10 protein-coding genes are annotated in these 14,053 nt (G+C 65.1%); 3 read left to right on the top strand and 7 right to left on the bottom strand.

What is annotated here, in order from left to right; translation table 11 throughout:
* Positions 1–15: 15 nt before the first annotated feature.
* The gene (locus C3B71_RS02830; RefSeq protein ID WP_108966015.1) at positions 16–2,127 is read left to right on the top strand and encodes a DUF6571 family protein; all 2,112 of its coding nucleotides are present in this window, start codon (positions 16–18) and stop codon (positions 2,125–2,127) included.
* A gap of 172 nt (positions 2,128–2,299) precedes the next feature.
* The gene (locus C3B71_RS02825) at positions 2,300–3,898 is read left to right on the top strand and encodes a DUF6571 family protein (protein WP_159097624.1); all 1,599 of its coding nucleotides are present in this window, start codon (positions 2,300–2,302) and stop codon (positions 3,896–3,898) included.
* A gap of 65 nt (positions 3,899–3,963) precedes the next feature.
* Here the strand turns inward: C3B71_RS02825 and C3B71_RS02820 are convergent, their stop codons facing one another.
* From C3B71_RS02820 to C3B71_RS02800, 5 genes are read right to left on the bottom strand one after another with little or no spacing between them, the layout of a single operon-like run.
* A complete protein-coding gene (locus C3B71_RS02820; RefSeq protein ID WP_108966011.1) occupies positions 3,964–5,934 on the bottom strand; it encodes a right-handed parallel beta-helix repeat-containing protein in 1,971 nt (656 codons plus the stop codon).
* Positions 5,935–5,976: 42 nt separating this feature from the next.
* Positions 5,977–7,020 (bottom strand): NAD(P)-dependent alcohol dehydrogenase, encoded by a 1,044-nt coding sequence (locus C3B71_RS02815; RefSeq protein ID WP_108966009.1) that lies wholly within the window; start codon positions 7,018–7,020, stop codon positions 5,977–5,979.
* A 48-nt stretch (positions 7,021–7,068) separates the two neighbouring features.
* Entirely contained in the window at positions 7,069–7,902 is an 834-nt protein-coding gene (locus tag C3B71_RS02810; protein ID WP_108966006.1) for a carbohydrate ABC transporter permease, read from the bottom strand.
* On the bottom strand, positions 7,902–8,837 hold the full coding sequence (locus C3B71_RS02805; protein ID WP_108966005.1) for a carbohydrate ABC transporter permease: 936 nt from the start codon (positions 8,835–8,837) through the stop codon (positions 7,902–7,904). The genes C3B71_RS02810 and C3B71_RS02805 overlap by 1 nt, the downstream gene beginning before the upstream one ends.
* Before the next feature lie 39 nt (positions 8,838–8,876).
* On the bottom strand, positions 8,877–10,184 hold the full coding sequence (locus tag C3B71_RS02800; protein ID WP_108966003.1) for an extracellular solute-binding protein: 1,308 nt from the start codon (positions 10,182–10,184) through the stop codon (positions 8,877–8,879).
* Between the two features lie 249 nt (positions 10,185–10,433).
* On the opposite strand from C3B71_RS02800, the gene C3B71_RS02795 reads away from it, so the two are divergent.
* Positions 10,434–11,495 (top strand): LacI family DNA-binding transcriptional regulator, encoded by a 1,062-nt coding sequence (locus tag C3B71_RS02795; RefSeq protein ID WP_108966001.1) that lies wholly within the window; start codon positions 10,434–10,436, stop codon positions 11,493–11,495.
* 84 nt (positions 11,496–11,579) lie between these two features.
* Here the strand turns inward: C3B71_RS02795 and C3B71_RS16085 are convergent, their stop codons facing one another.
* Together C3B71_RS16085 and C3B71_RS02785 are read right to left on the bottom strand one after the other, a co-directional pair.
* Positions 11,580–11,723 (bottom strand): hypothetical protein, encoded by a 144-nt coding sequence (locus C3B71_RS16085; RefSeq protein ID WP_181574803.1) that lies wholly within the window; start codon positions 11,721–11,723, stop codon positions 11,580–11,582.
* Positions 11,724–11,977: 254 nt separating this feature from the next.
* On the bottom strand, positions 11,978–13,915 hold the full coding sequence (locus C3B71_RS02785; RefSeq protein WP_108965997.1) for an endo-1,4-beta-xylanase: 1,938 nt from the start codon (positions 13,913–13,915) through the stop codon (positions 11,978–11,980).
* Positions 13,916–14,053 lie beyond the last annotated feature (138 nt).

Below are 14,053 nucleotides of genomic sequence, written 5' to 3'. Positions count from 1 at the left end.
GAGAGCGAATCCGAGATGGCAGTACTGTACTTGAACCCTGACAAGCTGGATACCGTAATTCAGGACCTACGAGACTTCGCAGACGACTGCAAAACCGCTAAATTCAGGATTGATGACGAGTTCGAGTTCAGGCACGACCCCATGGACATCAGTGACTTCCGTACAGCCGGGACAGACGCCATCGATGGTGTCGACGCCCTCGCGGATGATCTGGCGAAGGCCAAGGATGCTATCGTGGCGGTCAATGAGTCCGGCGTCGGCAGCATGACCGCTGACGGGGGCATCAGTTGCGAAGTCCCAGACGACACCACCATCAACTCGATTGATGACTTGACAGCCTGGTCGCAGGCCACCATTGATGCCCACGACCTGCAAACCATCATCGACGGCGGGCTCGTTGTGGGGTCGACGTCAAACGGCCGCACCTACGACCAAGTCATTGAGGCAATGAGGGAACGGTCAGGTGACCCCGCCTACGCAGCGGCGCTGATCAACGCACTCGGCCCGGAGAATCTCACCAGCCTTCCATTGGAAGTCCAGGAGCACTACACCGCAAGTGATGACACAGGTAGCCATGCCCTGAGGCCGGAGGCCGGAACCGAGCTGGCCGAGTTGCTGGGCACACTGCTGGCCTCCGCCTCGACCACTTGGGACAAAGAAACCTGCGAGTCCATGGCGAATACGATCAAGGAGTCTGTCGACGACAAGGGCGAGTGGGGGCGCATAACCGTACTGAACGCCATGCTCGACGGGCATGACGCCGACGGCAACCATGTTAACGACCTGGAATTCAACAGCACCTTCCTCACCGCCCTGGCGAACAACCTGGACGACCTCGATTGGAACACCATCAAGGCCTGCGCCGACCGCGCCACGGATCCCAACACCGATAGAGACATCGCCCGCTATGACAAGAAGGACCTCGGCCCCTACCTGGGAGGCCAGTCCTTCGACCCACTCGCCGGAGTGCTGGACGCCATGGGCAACAATCCTCAAGCCGCCCTCGACTACCTCGCCAAGGCGTCCGAATGCGGCGACGGATCGGATATGACTCTAGTGGAGAAGCTATCCAAACGGGAGTGGGACGAACAGGGATTCGCAGGCTTCACCGCGGCCTTGGCCGCCGCCTCCAGCCAACGTCCTGCCACCAATGAGACCACACGCAGGCAGGCCAACAACGTGGCTGGATACGGCATACACTACCTGGCCACGAACACCGATGAGGGCATCTACGACGACGATGCCAAGGCCCGTGTCGCCCTGCTCCTGGCCAACTGCCCCGCAGAACTCACACGCGCATGGAACGGCGATCGGACTCAGGTTGATCCGAATACGCATCAGCAGCTTCCGGCTGCCACGGCCGCGGACCTTAATGCTCTGGGCTACCGGGTAGCGGACTCCTGCGACGCGACCGCTACTATTGCCGCCCAGCTCGCACAATATGCCCACGACCGAGCACAACGCGACGCAGCCAGTCACGCCGGTGACCCCGACACCCAAATCGCCGACATCAACAAAGCATACGATCGAGCAACAGTGGCTACGGGGTATCTTGCGGGGCTGGCGGACAAGAAGGCAAACGACATCAACTCCACCGCCCAGAATACGGCGGACAACCACAGCGAGGCCGCCAAGACCGCGCTCAGCGTGCTCGGCACGGTCGCCGGTGCCGGATTCGGGGCGGTTGGAGGACCTCCAACCATGGTTGCCGGCGGGGCCGCCGGATTCGAGGCGGCCGCAACACTGCTTGAGCCCGTGGTGGAGTACGACGCCGCCCAGGTCAGTTCCGCCGCTCCAAGTGGAATGGACAAAGGCCTGCAGGCGGCTGCCATCCAGGATGCCGCGAACGCGGGGCTACTGAAACCCGAGGACTACACCATCACCGGCTACAACGACTACACCGGTAAAAGGGCAAAGACCTTCACCTGGATCATCACCAACCCTGACGGCACCCACACCATCGACCTATCAAAAGCCGACGACCCCACCATGGCCCCAGACGAGGTGTCAACGTGGGTCGAAATGGTGGAAGCAGCCACCGGAGACTACATCTTCGAAGACATCACCGACGACTTCAACGGCAGTTACGCGTCTGGCTATGACAAGGGGAGTATGTACGGTGGCTGACTCGCGTAACACAGTAAGGTTCCATCAGATCGGGCTGGGTCCTGGGCGCCGTCTCCGTCTTGGGGTGTCCGCGGTGGCGTTGGCTGTTGGGCTGGTGCTGTCGGGGTGTGCTGCCGGCGCTGGTGCGGTGGCGGGGGCCTCGGGGACGGCGGCTTCCGCTGATGCCGCGGACGTGGTGTCTTCTGGTGGGCGGGCGGCGCAGGAGCTCTCGGACGCGGCACGCGGCACCGGCACCAGCGGCGCTGGGGTGAGCGAGCTGGTGGAGGCCATTAGCCCGCATGCCTCTGATCCGGTGTGGGCCAATGACTTCGTCACCGCCCTGGGGGCCGACAACCTTGCCGGCCTTCCCCTGGCCGGGGCCGTTCCCGACGGCCAGGCACTCGCCAATCTGCTCGGCCGGACTCTCGCTGCGGCATCCACCACTTGGGACGAAGACACCTGTGAGTCCATGGCCACGACTATCAAGGAGTCCGTCGATGGCAAGGGCGAGTGGGGGCGCATCACCGCCCTGAACGCAATACTCACCCACTCCCCCGACCAGCAGGACGCAGCCGTCGGCTCCGACTTCGCCCCCGAGTTCTTGGCCGCTCTGGCCGGCGAGCTGGCAGACATAAACCCCGACACGATCCGCCGCTACCGCGGGTACGCCAACACCAGCTACCCCGACCTGACCAGCTTCGGCAAGCAGGCCCTGGGCGGCTACCTGACCGGCTACTCCTTCGACCCCCTGACCGGAGTACTGGAAGCCATCGCCGCACACCCCCAAACCGCCCTGAACTACCTCACCAGCACCCCCGCCGCCGGCGGCGGGCCGCCCCTGGAGCAGCTGTCCCAACGCCAGTGGGACCAGGCCGGCCTGGCCGCCTACACCACCGCCATCGCCTCCGCCACGACCCTGCGCACCAGCACCGACCCCACCACCCAGCACCAGGCCGACCAGCTCGCCGGCCAAGCCATCAACTACCTGGCCGCCAGCACCACCGAGGACCAGTACACCCCCGCCACCGAGACCGCCATCGCCAACCTGCTGGCCAACAGCCCCGCTGAAGTCACCTGCGCCTTGAACCAGGACAACCCCTACAAGTCCTGGCGCACCTCCACCTGCGACTACGGAGACATCTGGTTCGAACGCCAGCCCTCCATCTACGAACCCGTCGACCCCACCCCAATCACCGCCCTGGCCTGGCGCATCACCGACACCCCCGAAACCACCAGCACCATCGCCAAGGCCATAACCCGTCACGCACACACCCAAGCACAAACCAACCTCAACACCATCACCAACCCCAAACCCGGCACCATCAATGACGACTATGACCCTAGAGTCGACGCCATCAACATCCCCTACCAACGAGCCGTCTACGCCATCAGCTACCTCGCCGGCCTCACCGAGAACAAGACCGGCACCAGCACCTACAATCACGCCTTCATCACCGGACACACCAACGACGAAAACCAACTATCCGCCATGGCCATCCAGGATGCCGCGAACGCGGGCCTGCTGGACCCCGAGGACTACACCATCACCGGCTACAACGACTACACCGGTAAAAGGGCAAAGACCTTCACCTGGATCATCACCAACCCTGACGGCACCCACACCATCGACCTATCAAAAGCCGACGACCCCACCATGGCCCCAGACGAGGTGTCAACGTGGGTCGAAATGGTGGAAGCAGCCACCGGTGACTACGTGTTCGAAGACATCACCGACAACTTCGGCAACGGCGATATGTATGGCTATGACTCAGGGAGCAAATATGGCGGCTGACTCGCGAGCACTCAGGCCCGCTGCCGCCCTCGTCCGGAGCGGCAGCGGGCCAAGCCGCGCCTGAATCACCAGATCCGCACGCGATTCACCCCTGGTGTCAGACCGGCCAGCGGCCCGGCCGGGTTGGCGGCGTCGTGGTCCTTGACGCCGCCTACCAGGTCGACGTCGGCCCAGGCCTCGCTGCCGTCCGGGTTCTCCCAAGCGGCATCCGGATACCAGGCGCGCCCCAAGTCCCGTCCGGTGATCGTCGTCGAGGCTGCCGTAGCAAAGGCCTCCGGCAGTTCAATCACCAGCTCTACGCCACCACCGTCGGCGTCCTCGATCGCGACATTCACCTCTCCGAGGTGGACCGGCCGTGTCTCACGCACATAGGCGGGAGCGCCATTGCCGTAGGCGTTATCGCGCACGTACACGGGCAGCTCCACGCCCTCGAAGCGCTCATGGTCACCCTTGGAGGGATCGTTCACCTGCGCCAGGTAGGCCTCCGCACCATGGGGATGCGCATCGAACAGGGATGTGCCATCGCTGATCTTCCGGTGAGCGGGCGGGTTGACGAAGGCGACCTCCCCTACGGTGGACAGGAACAGGTTGGCGATGTAACGGTCATCGCCGCCGCGGATGGCCGCGTACCCGGCCACCTGCGTGGAGTGCGGCAGGTGGTAAGGCGTGGGCCGCTCAATAATGGGCTGGTTGGCGACCACGCCGAGCACAAGATTGTTGACGTAGGCGCCGCCCTGGGAATGGCCCTCCAGCGAGACCGGCGAGGCGAATACATTGTGGTCCACCAGGTAGGGCCCGTGACTGACCTCAATGAACAAGTCTCGGGTGTTACGGCGGTACACGTTCCGCGTCACGCGCGTGCCCTGCGCCTCCCAGTCCAGCCAGGTCCCCAGAGTGCAATCCTCGATCAGGTTGTGGCGTAGCACCGTGTCGATGGCGGCGTGCAGTTTGATGCCGGCGATCTCATAGCCGTAGAACTCACGCTTGGTGGCAATGTCATGGATGTGATTGTCCTCGATGACCGAGAACACGCAGCCCAAATGCCCGACAATGCCGGTCTGCCCGCAGTCGTGAATGTGGTTGCGGCGCACCACGTGCGAACCGATCAGCTCCTTGGACCAGCCCACCCGGCGAGCAGAGAAGACGGCCTCCAGCTGATACTGGTAGCCGGGTTTATCCAGACGCTCAGCGGCCCAGTTGGCTCCGGAGGAGTTCTCCTTGCCCAGGGAGACGGCGGAGCACTTGGCGTCGTGGATGTCGCAGTCCTCGATCACCCACCCCTTGGCCCAGTTGGGGCCGATCAGTCCCGGCTGGTCCGCCGTCGGCGGCGCCCAGGGGGTCGCGGCCTGGGCGAGCTCCAAGCCGCGCACGGTGATGTAGTTGATGTGGTGCACCTCCGGGTAGAACACGCTGCGGCGCACGTTGACCTCCACCAGCGCCTCATTGGGATCCGCCGACCCGAAGTTCGCCCACACCGTGGTGGCCCTCTCCCCCACCTCCGCGTACCAAACGCGCTGAGTCCAGTCGGGGTCGCGCACGGCTTCCGGGGTGCAGGTCCACTGATCCACATCCTGCGTGCGGCGGGGCGGGGAATCCACCTCCGCCCGACTGGTCACCTCGTACAGGCTGCGCCCGTCCAGGTACACCTCGCCCAGATGCTTGCGCGGGGCCTGCCGAGAGGCGTAGACGATCCAGTCGCCCTCGATCGGTTCGGCGAAGGGGTTGAAGTCGCCGAACATGGTGCCCGGCAGTTCCACCCGCCAGACGCCGTCACCCTCGCGCTCCCAGCCGGTAACAACTTCAGAGCCCTTGATCACCGGGCGCTCACCGGGGGCGGCGGCGAAGATGATGCGGCGCTCCTCGTCCCGCCCAGTACGGGGCGGGCGCACCCACTCGCGGTAGGTTCCCTCGTGGATGAGGACGGTGTCACCGGGCATGGCGGCGCGGGCGGCCCGGTTGATGGTGCGGAAGGGAGCGGCGGCGTCGCCGGGGGCGGCATCAGAGCCGGCGGGGGATACGTGGAAGACGGTGGACATGTATGTGCTCGTTTCTGTGGTTGTGGGCGGCGGCAGCGTGCGTCAGCGCTGCGGGTGAACCATGCTCTTCAGCGTCGTGGACGCGGGCTTGTCCCGCAGCGGGGTCTCGGCGTCAGCGAGGCCGAAGTGGTCGGTGGCCAGGGCGTCGAGATCGACCCTTCCGGAGGAGACCAGTTCGATCGCGGTGGGCCAGGTGTTGTTGTAGCGGAAGATGCCGGTGACGTTGACCTCGTGGCTAGTGATGTAGGAGACCGGCAGGAGCATGTCGTCGTCCCCCATTCCGATGATGACCGCGGAGCCGCCAGGCTCGACGCGTTTGATGCCATCGACGACGGCGGCGGTCACGCCAGTGGCGTCGAAGAAGGCAGTGAAGGCGCGTCCGTCGAGTGCAGCATCCCCGGGGGCGTGGGCCTCGGTGGCCCCCAGCTCCAGGACCATGCGGCGACGCTGTTCCACGGGGTCGGTGACGACGACGGTGCCGACTCCGTAGGCGCGGGCAACCTGGGCGACGATGGCCCCGATGGGCCCGGCGCCCGCGATGAGGACGCTGTCGCCCACGCCGATGCGGGCCTTGCGCACCGCGGCGATGCCGACGCTAAGCGGTTCGAGCAGCGCGGCGGCGTCGAAGGACATGTCATCCGGGATGGCGTGGGCGAAGTCGTCCTGGATGAGGGCGTATTCGGAGAAGCTTCCGTCGATGGGCGGAGTGGCGTAGAACTCGATGTGCGGACACAGGTTGTACTCCCCACGCTTGCAGTACTTGCATACCCGGCAGCAGCGCTGCGGCTCGATGGACACCCGCTGCCCCACCCGGCCGGGATCGACGTCGGCACCCACGGAGACGATGGTGCCGGCGGACTCGTGGCCGAGGATCATGGGCTCGCGGACGACGAAGTCTCCGATGCGTCCGTGTTGGTAGTAGTGAACGTCCGAGCCGCATACACCCACGGACTCGATGCGGACCAGAACCTGGTCCGGATCTGGGACGGGTACGGGACGCTCCTCCAACACGATGACGCCCGCCTCCTTAAGGACGGATGCGCGCATGGTCTGCGGTAGGGAGAATGGCTCGGAGGTATCGGACATGTTGGTTCCTCTTTCAGGCTCGGATAAAGCGGTTGGTTCGGGATGCGGTTACTTGCCGACGCCGGCGGTCAGTCCGGCCACCATCTGCCGGCGCCCGAAGGCGTAGGCGACGATCAGCGGCAGGGCCGAGAGCACGACGGCGGCGAGGATGGCGGGTGTATTGGAGGAGAAGGCCCCCTGGAAGTTCCACAGTGACAGCGGCAGAACGCGTTTGTTGGCGCTCTGCGTGAGCACGAGGGGGAACAGGAACCCGTTCCACACGTTGAGGGCGTCGTAGATGGCCACGGTTACCAGCGCGGGTCGACACATGGGTGCGGCAAGGCGCCAGAGCATCTGCCAGTCGGTCGCGCCGTCGACCTTCATTGACTCGAACAGTTCCCGGGGCACGTCCCGCAGGAAGTTGGTCAGGATGAGCACCGAGATGGGGATGGCGAAGGCGACCGAGGGCAGTATCAGTGCCCAGAGGGTGTCATATAGGCCGAGCTGCACGATCAGGTAGTAGACGGGCACGATGGTCGCCTGGATCGGAATCGCAATGCCCAGCAGGAACAGGGAGAAGATCCGCTTGGAGAAGGCTGTGCGGCTGCGCACGATCACATAGGCGGCCATGAAGGAGACGACGAGGATTGCGGCGACGGTCGCCACGGTCACGATGACGGAGTTGAGGAAGTAGGTCCAGAAATCGTTCGCGAAGACCTGGATATATGCGTCCAGCGTCGGGTTGGAAGGCAGGGAAAGCGGGTTCTCGACGTAGTAGTCGGCCTGCGAGCGCAGACTGGTGACGATGATGTAGTAGATCGGGACGACGGCGATCGCCAGCCAGATCCAACCGAACAGCCCGCCGATCAGATTCGGTCGCGTCCCTCCGCGGAAGAGTTTCATCACAGGGCTCCTTCCATGTCGCTCTCCATCTTCGAACTGCCGGAGACGTTGTTAAGGAGCCAGGCGATAAGCAGGCCGACGACGACCAGAATGACACCGATGACACTGGCTCCTCCCATGTTGTATGAGCGGAAACCGGTCAGGTACATGTCAAGAGGCAGCACACGCGTGGCATTGCCCGGCCCGCCGGCCGTCATCACGAAGATCAGGTCGAAGTAGGTCAGTGAGCCGGTGATCATCAGGGTGGAGGACGTGATGATGGTGTTTCGCAGTTGCGGCAGGGTGATGTAGAAGAAGTTCTGCACCCTATTGGCCCCGTCAATCATTGCCGCCTCGTAAATGCTGGCCGGGATCTGGCGCGCAGCGCCCTGGTAGAGCAGGGAATGGAAGGGGACGAAGCACCAGGCGATGACCGCCATGATCGTCGGCAGCGCTAGGCTTGGGTTCCCCAGGAAGTCCCGGGACAGGAAGTCGAGCCCGAATGCCCGCGACATGCCGAAGTTGGGGTCCAACAGTGCGGTGAAGGCGATGCCCACAGCGGTCGCGCTGAACAGCAGCGGCAGGAAGTAAAGCACCGAGAGCACCGCACGGTAGCGCTGCTGTCCGGCCATGAATACGCCCAGCAGCAGGCTGATCGGGGTCTGGATGACCCAGCACATGACCGTCATGATCAGGGTCAGGACGATCGCGTGCTGCGTGGTGGCGTTGCCGAGCATTCGGCTCCAGTTGCTCGTGCCGGCGAAGGACAACGAGCCCAGGCCGTCCCAGTTCATGAAGGACAGCACGAATACGCCGATGAGCGGAACCAGGGCGAAGCAGCCGAAGAAGATGAGCGCCGGAGCGGCGTACCAGGCCGAGGGGCCGGCGCCGACGCCGTGTCCGCCCGATCCGCGGACGCGGCCGGCCGTTCGACGACGGGCAATGGGATTAGTCATGATCGATCCTGCTAGGCATGTGTGCGGCTCGGAATGCCCTCACAGGGTCGCATTCATATTGGCGACGAACTGCTCGGGCTCTTGCTGCAGCAAGAAGATTTGGGAGAGGTTGGTGAGCAGTTCCTGCGCCGCGGCCGAGGACAGCGCCTGGTCCCACGACTGGGTGAAGCTCCCGGCGTTCTTCACCATGTCATAGCCGTAGGCGAGGTACTCGGCGTGCTCGGAGGCGGCGATGGCGTCGTCGGCGTCCAGCGCGGCCGGAATGGTGCCTCCTGCCACGAGCGCTTCTATATAGGCCTCGTTGTAGAGCTCCTCATTGAGGTAGTCGATGGCGATCTGCTGGACCTCCTGGGAACCATTGGAGGCCACCGACCAGTAGTTGGCGGGGTTGCCCACGATGTTGGACAGGTCGCCGGTGCCGTCGGCCACCGAGGGGAAGTCCATGTAGCCGAGGTTGCCGTCACTCATGAAGTCCGGGGCATCGGTGAGGAAGTTGGCGTACACCCAGGAGCCCTGGAGGATCATGGCCGCCTTGCCGGTGTGGATGAGGGCGATGTCGGCGCCGGAGTCGGCGTCGACCGAGCCGTAGGAGTCTCCGAAACCGCCGGCCCTGACCAACTCCTGGATCTTCTCCAGCGCGCCGGTGATGGCCGGGTCCGACCAGGCGTCCTTCTCTCCGGCCACGATTCTGGCGAAGGGCTCCGGACCGCCGATGCGGTCGGCCAGGTACTCGATCCACATCAGGTAGGGCCACTGGGAGGAGCCGGCCTCGGCGAAGGGGATGTATCCGGCGGCAGTGAACTCGGGGACGAGGTCCAGCAGCTCGTCCCAGGTGGTCGGCGGCTGCGCGCCGATGGCCTCGAAGGCGGGCTTGGAGTAGTAGAGCATCACCGGCTGGGCGTTGTTGTTGGGCAGGGCGTATACCTTGCCATCGACCTTGCCGGGGTCCAGCAGCGAGGGGACGATGCGCTCCTGCGCCGTGACGGTGGATTCGGTCAGGTCAACCACCTGCTCGTTGGCGACGTAGTCCGCCAGCGTGCCGCCGGCCCAGTTGTATAGCAGAGTTGGGGCATTACCGGCGCCGACGGCGGTGCGGATCTTCTCCTTGTAAGCATCGTTGGCGAACCACTCGGTGGCGATCTGCCGATCGGTGTGTGCGGAGTTCCAACGCTCGAAGGAGTCGCGGAAGGTCTGTTCCGGGCCGCCGGTCAGCACCCAGGCGGTGGCGCCATTACCTGCGGAGGAGGTGGATCCGGGCCGGTTGCCGCAGGCGGCAAGGAGCCCGGCTGCGCCCGCCGCGAGTATGCCGCCGGTCATCTGCCGCCGCGAGATCTTCAGCTGGTACATGGTTGTTCCTCTCATGCTGAGCCGGTGCGGCCACGCCGCCGCACCGCGGGAAGTGAGCGAGCATTCGGTGAACGTCGTCGTCCACATAGCGAAAACATTTTCGTTTGTTTCGCCGACAAACTGATCCTACATGTCCGCGACACGCCAAACAACCGTTCATTTGATCACGATCTTACAACGCACGCCGGAAGCAGCGGCCCACTATGTGAAAATAAACGAAACTTATTGCCCCAATCCTGAGAGGTTCAGATGTCCCGACCGCGCTCCTCCGGCCCTACGCAGGCCGCCGTCGCCGCCCGTGCGGGAGTCTCCGTGGCCACAGTCTCGAAGGCGCTGCGGGCAGACCCGGTCATCTCCGCCCCGACCCGGACGGCCGTACTCGCCGCCGCGCGTGAGCTCGGCTATCGCACCCCGGTTACCACGCTGCCCGGTGCCGCCGCAGATCCAGCCGTGCGCCCGGTGACGGCGGTATTCGACACCGTCGACACTCAGTACGCCGCCTATGTGCTGCGAGGACTGCTGGAGGAGGCGGAACTCGATGGCGTGTGGCTGCGGGTCCGGCACATCGGTTCGTCGATGGACCAGTTGGATCAGGCGCACCGGGAGGTGTGGGAACGCAGCGTGCTTGAGGTGCTGCCCTCCTCTTACGGGGTCGTGCTGGTCACCACGGGCGTCACCGCGACAATGGTCGCCTCCGCCGGTGAACTGAGCGTTCCCCTGGTTGCCGTCGACCCAGCCAGTGCGGTGCCCGTGGGCATCTCATCGATCGGTGCCACCAACCAACGCGGCGGGCAACAGGCCGTGACGCACCTGCTCGAACTGGGCCACCGCCGCATCGGCATCGTCACCGGACCGTCGGAATCCATACCCGCCAACGAGCGGGTAGCCGGATACCGCAGCGCCCTGGCCACCGCAGGCATCGCGCACGACCCCGCACTGGTGCGCGCCGGACGCTTCGATTACGACTCCGGCCTGGTCCATGGCGGGGATCTGCTGGACCTCGAGGCGCCGCCCACCGCCATCGTAGCCGGCTGCGACGCAGCTGCGGTCGGCGTCATCGAGGCGGCCCGGCGCCGTGGTCTGCGCGTACCCGAGGACCTGTCGGTGGTGGGATTCGACGACACTTTGACCGCCACGGTCTGCTCACCCAGGCTCACCACCGTTCACCAGCCGCTGGTCGACATCGGCGCCGAAGCCATGCGCACCGTCATCCGCCTGGCTACCTCACGCGGCTCCCGCGCCCTGTCCCCCATCGAACTGGCCACCACCCTGGTAGTACGCGACTCAACCGCGCCTCCCCTACACCCCTAATCGGCTTGTCAGATAGGCGCACCGGCGGGCACAATAGTGGGGAGCCACCCGGCTGCGACCGGATGACTCCCCTATGCAGGCGGTTCAGTTGAGCCACCTGCTGAGGGCATCCACAAGGACACCAATGGCCCGGATCAGATGAGCGAGTGATTCGAACAGTTCGCTCAACTTCCGGGCCATTCCCTTGCCCTTGCGGACTTTGGCATGTCGGCCTTTCGGCTTGGACATGGCCCCCACCTCCTTCCTGGCTCCTACCTTCTCGGCCAAGGACATGAGCTGTTCCGAGAGGAGGTGCCGAAGAAGGCGTCACCAGCCTACGCAGCAGGTGCGACAGGAATCCGAGGTAACAGCGCACCACTCCAGCCGAAGTACGACGGGAGGGCGCGACGGCATCCCATCGCACCCTCCCGCGGCGCCGGCGGGTAGCGTCCCCCGACCGACGCATCCCGTAGCCGGGTCGTACCGCCCCGGCTAAGGGAGTCTCAACCGACCCGACGTCGTGCCCGCAGCATCAATGTGCCTGCCCCCAATAGCAGGGCCGCTACTGGAAGGGCCAGCACCTCGGCACCGGTACGTGCCAGCGGGCTACCACCGCCATTCGGCGAGGGCTCGGCTCCAACTATCGGCGTAGCACTTGCTGCCCCCGAAGGCGCGGGCGGACCGCTCGCACTGGGCACAGCCGAAGCCGCGGGCTCTGTTGCGGCGACCGAGGGGACCGCGGTAGGCGTCGGATCCTGCGTCGGCTCCGGAACGCTGCACTCCTGGGGCGTCGCCGGAATCTCCTGGCCCACAGCCGCCGCGTATGCCCACTTGCCGTGGTAGTACGGGTCGAACAGCAGCGGATCACCCGAGTAGAACCGCCACGAGCCGGAGTCGACCAGGCCCCACAGCGTCACCGAGAACAGATCCCGCTTGGCGTCCTGCTCGGCAAACATCTCGAACAATCTCTGGTAGAAGCGGCCCTGGTCCAGCAGCGTCTGGGTGTCGACGGGCGTACCGGTGCGGGTGGGCACGTCCAGCTCGGTGACCGCCTGCACCAGCGGCAGCTCATCGAAGGCGCTCATGGCCGCGCCGAAACCCTCGACATCGTCGTCGAGCCAGGCGTGGAACTGATGCCCGACGCCGTCGATCGGGACACCCCGGTCCACCAGCCGCTCGATGAGGGCGTGGTAGCGCCCGGTCTTCGAGGAGCCGTCGGTGCCGTACTGGGTGTTGTATTCGTTGATGAACAGTGTCACCGGGTGATCGGCTCCGGGAGCGGCGTAGGTGGAGTTGAAGGCTTCGTTGGCGTAGATGAAGGCGTCATCGATGAACTCCTCGCCCAGGATCTGGTACCAGTAGGAGTTGCGCAGCCCGTCGGTCTCAGGTGAGGGCCCGTCGGTGATCACCTCGTTGACAACGTCGAAGGCCACCAGCGGGTTGGTGTCCGAGCCGAACAGCCCGTACTTGTCAGACAGGTATCTGGCCACGTTGTTGACGTGGGTGCGCATTCGCTCTCGCAGTTCGGCACGATCGGCCTCGGAGTCGCCCGAGAGGAAGGTGCCGTCCTCGTGCTGGAACAGCCAATCCGGGGTCTGGGAGTGCCATACGAGCACGTGGCCGTAAACCCGGCCGCCATTGGCTTGGGCCCAGTCCATGACGGCATCGGCCTCGGCGTTCTCGGTGACGAAGCTGTGGTCGTCGTTGTACCAGGCCTCCGGCTTCATGAAGTTCTCCGGGGTGACCTGGTTGAAGTGCTGGTTCAGCAGCTCTAGTGAGTCGCCCTGGACGGTGTTGGCCGTGACCGCCGCGCCCACCGGGTAGGGCAGGGCGTCGAGCAGGGAGGTGGAGTCGTCAACCGGGCCGCGCCCGCAGGCGTAGGCGGTGATGGCGGCATCGTCCACGTAGAAGGAAGCGGTGGGGTCCTCCAGCTCGATGTAGATTGTCCCGTCTACGCCCTCGGCCGGGGTGTAACCGCCCGTAAGCTCAACCCACTCCTGGCCGACCTCGGTAGGTGAGGTGATCTCGACGTACCGCCCGTCACTCTGGGCAGCGGTGAGCTTGGCGCGGGTGGAGGCCGCCCCGTCCGGTAGGCGCACCCAGGCCGTGACGTCATAGGCCTGCCCCGCCTCCATATAGTCGCCGATGGATATCTCCACTCCGTGCCAGGCCTGGGTACGACCGGTGACGTACAGGCTGTTCCAGGGGCTACGCCGCACCTCGTTGGTGGTGACGGCGGTGACACCCTCGCCGCGCGGGACCCACGGCATGTCCGGCTGACTGGACTCGAAGTTGGAGTAGCTGACTGCATAGGGCTGGGGCTCTGTCGGTGTTTCGACCGCGGCCGCCCCCGCCGTCAATCCCGCGGTCGCGACGGCGGCCGCGGCAATCGCCCCAAGCAGACGGTTCCGGCGGGCACGCCGGGGTTTTGCTGTGCGCATGCGCTTGCCTTTGCTGTTGTCCCACCGGCCCGGACGCCTACCGCGACGGCGCGACGATGAGCCCCATGCGGCGGTACGGTCCTACATGGGAGCGCTCGTAGCGGCAGGTCCAAGTGATGAGGATGGCTAGGGGATGCC

It is taken from the genome of Actinomyces sp. Z16 (assembly GCF_003111765.1).
Lineage (GTDB): Bacteria > Actinomycetota > Actinomycetes > Actinomycetales > Actinomycetaceae > Actinomyces > Actinomyces glycerinitolerans.
The sequence above is the reverse complement of the archived record's forward strand: the minus strand, read 5'-3'. Positions and strand labels throughout refer to the sequence as shown.

Excerpts from the sequence above, each read along its gene's own strand:
- C3B71_RS02830 (WP_108966015.1), top strand. The coding sequence starts at position 16 with ATGGCAGTACTGTACTTGAACCCTGACAAGCTGGATACCGTAATTCAG.
- C3B71_RS02820 (WP_108966011.1), bottom strand. The coding sequence starts at position 5,934 with ATGTCCACCGTCTTCCACGTATCCCCCGCCGGCTCTGATGCCGCCCCC.
- C3B71_RS02815 (WP_108966009.1), bottom strand. The coding sequence starts at position 7,020 with ATGTCCGATACCTCCGAGCCATTCTCCCTACCGCAGACCATGCGCGCA.
- C3B71_RS02810 (WP_108966006.1), bottom strand. The coding sequence starts at position 7,902 with ATGAAACTCTTCCGCGGAGGGACGCGACCGAATCTGATCGGCGGGCTG.
- C3B71_RS02805 (WP_108966005.1), bottom strand. The coding sequence starts at position 8,837 with ATGACTAATCCCATTGCCCGTCGTCGAACGGCCGGCCGCGTCCGCGGA.
- C3B71_RS02800 (WP_108966003.1), bottom strand. The coding sequence starts at position 10,184 with ATGTACCAGCTGAAGATCTCGCGGCGGCAGATGACCGGCGGCATACTC.
- C3B71_RS02795 (WP_108966001.1), top strand. The coding sequence starts at position 10,434 with ATGTCCCGACCGCGCTCCTCCGGCCCTACGCAGGCCGCCGTCGCCGCC.
- C3B71_RS16085 (WP_181574803.1), bottom strand. The coding sequence starts at position 11,723 with ATGTCCAAGCCGAAAGGCCGACATGCCAAAGTCCGCAAGGGCAAGGGA.
- C3B71_RS02785 (WP_108965997.1), bottom strand. The coding sequence starts at position 13,915 with ATGCGCACAGCAAAACCCCGGCGTGCCCGCCGGAACCGTCTGCTTGGG.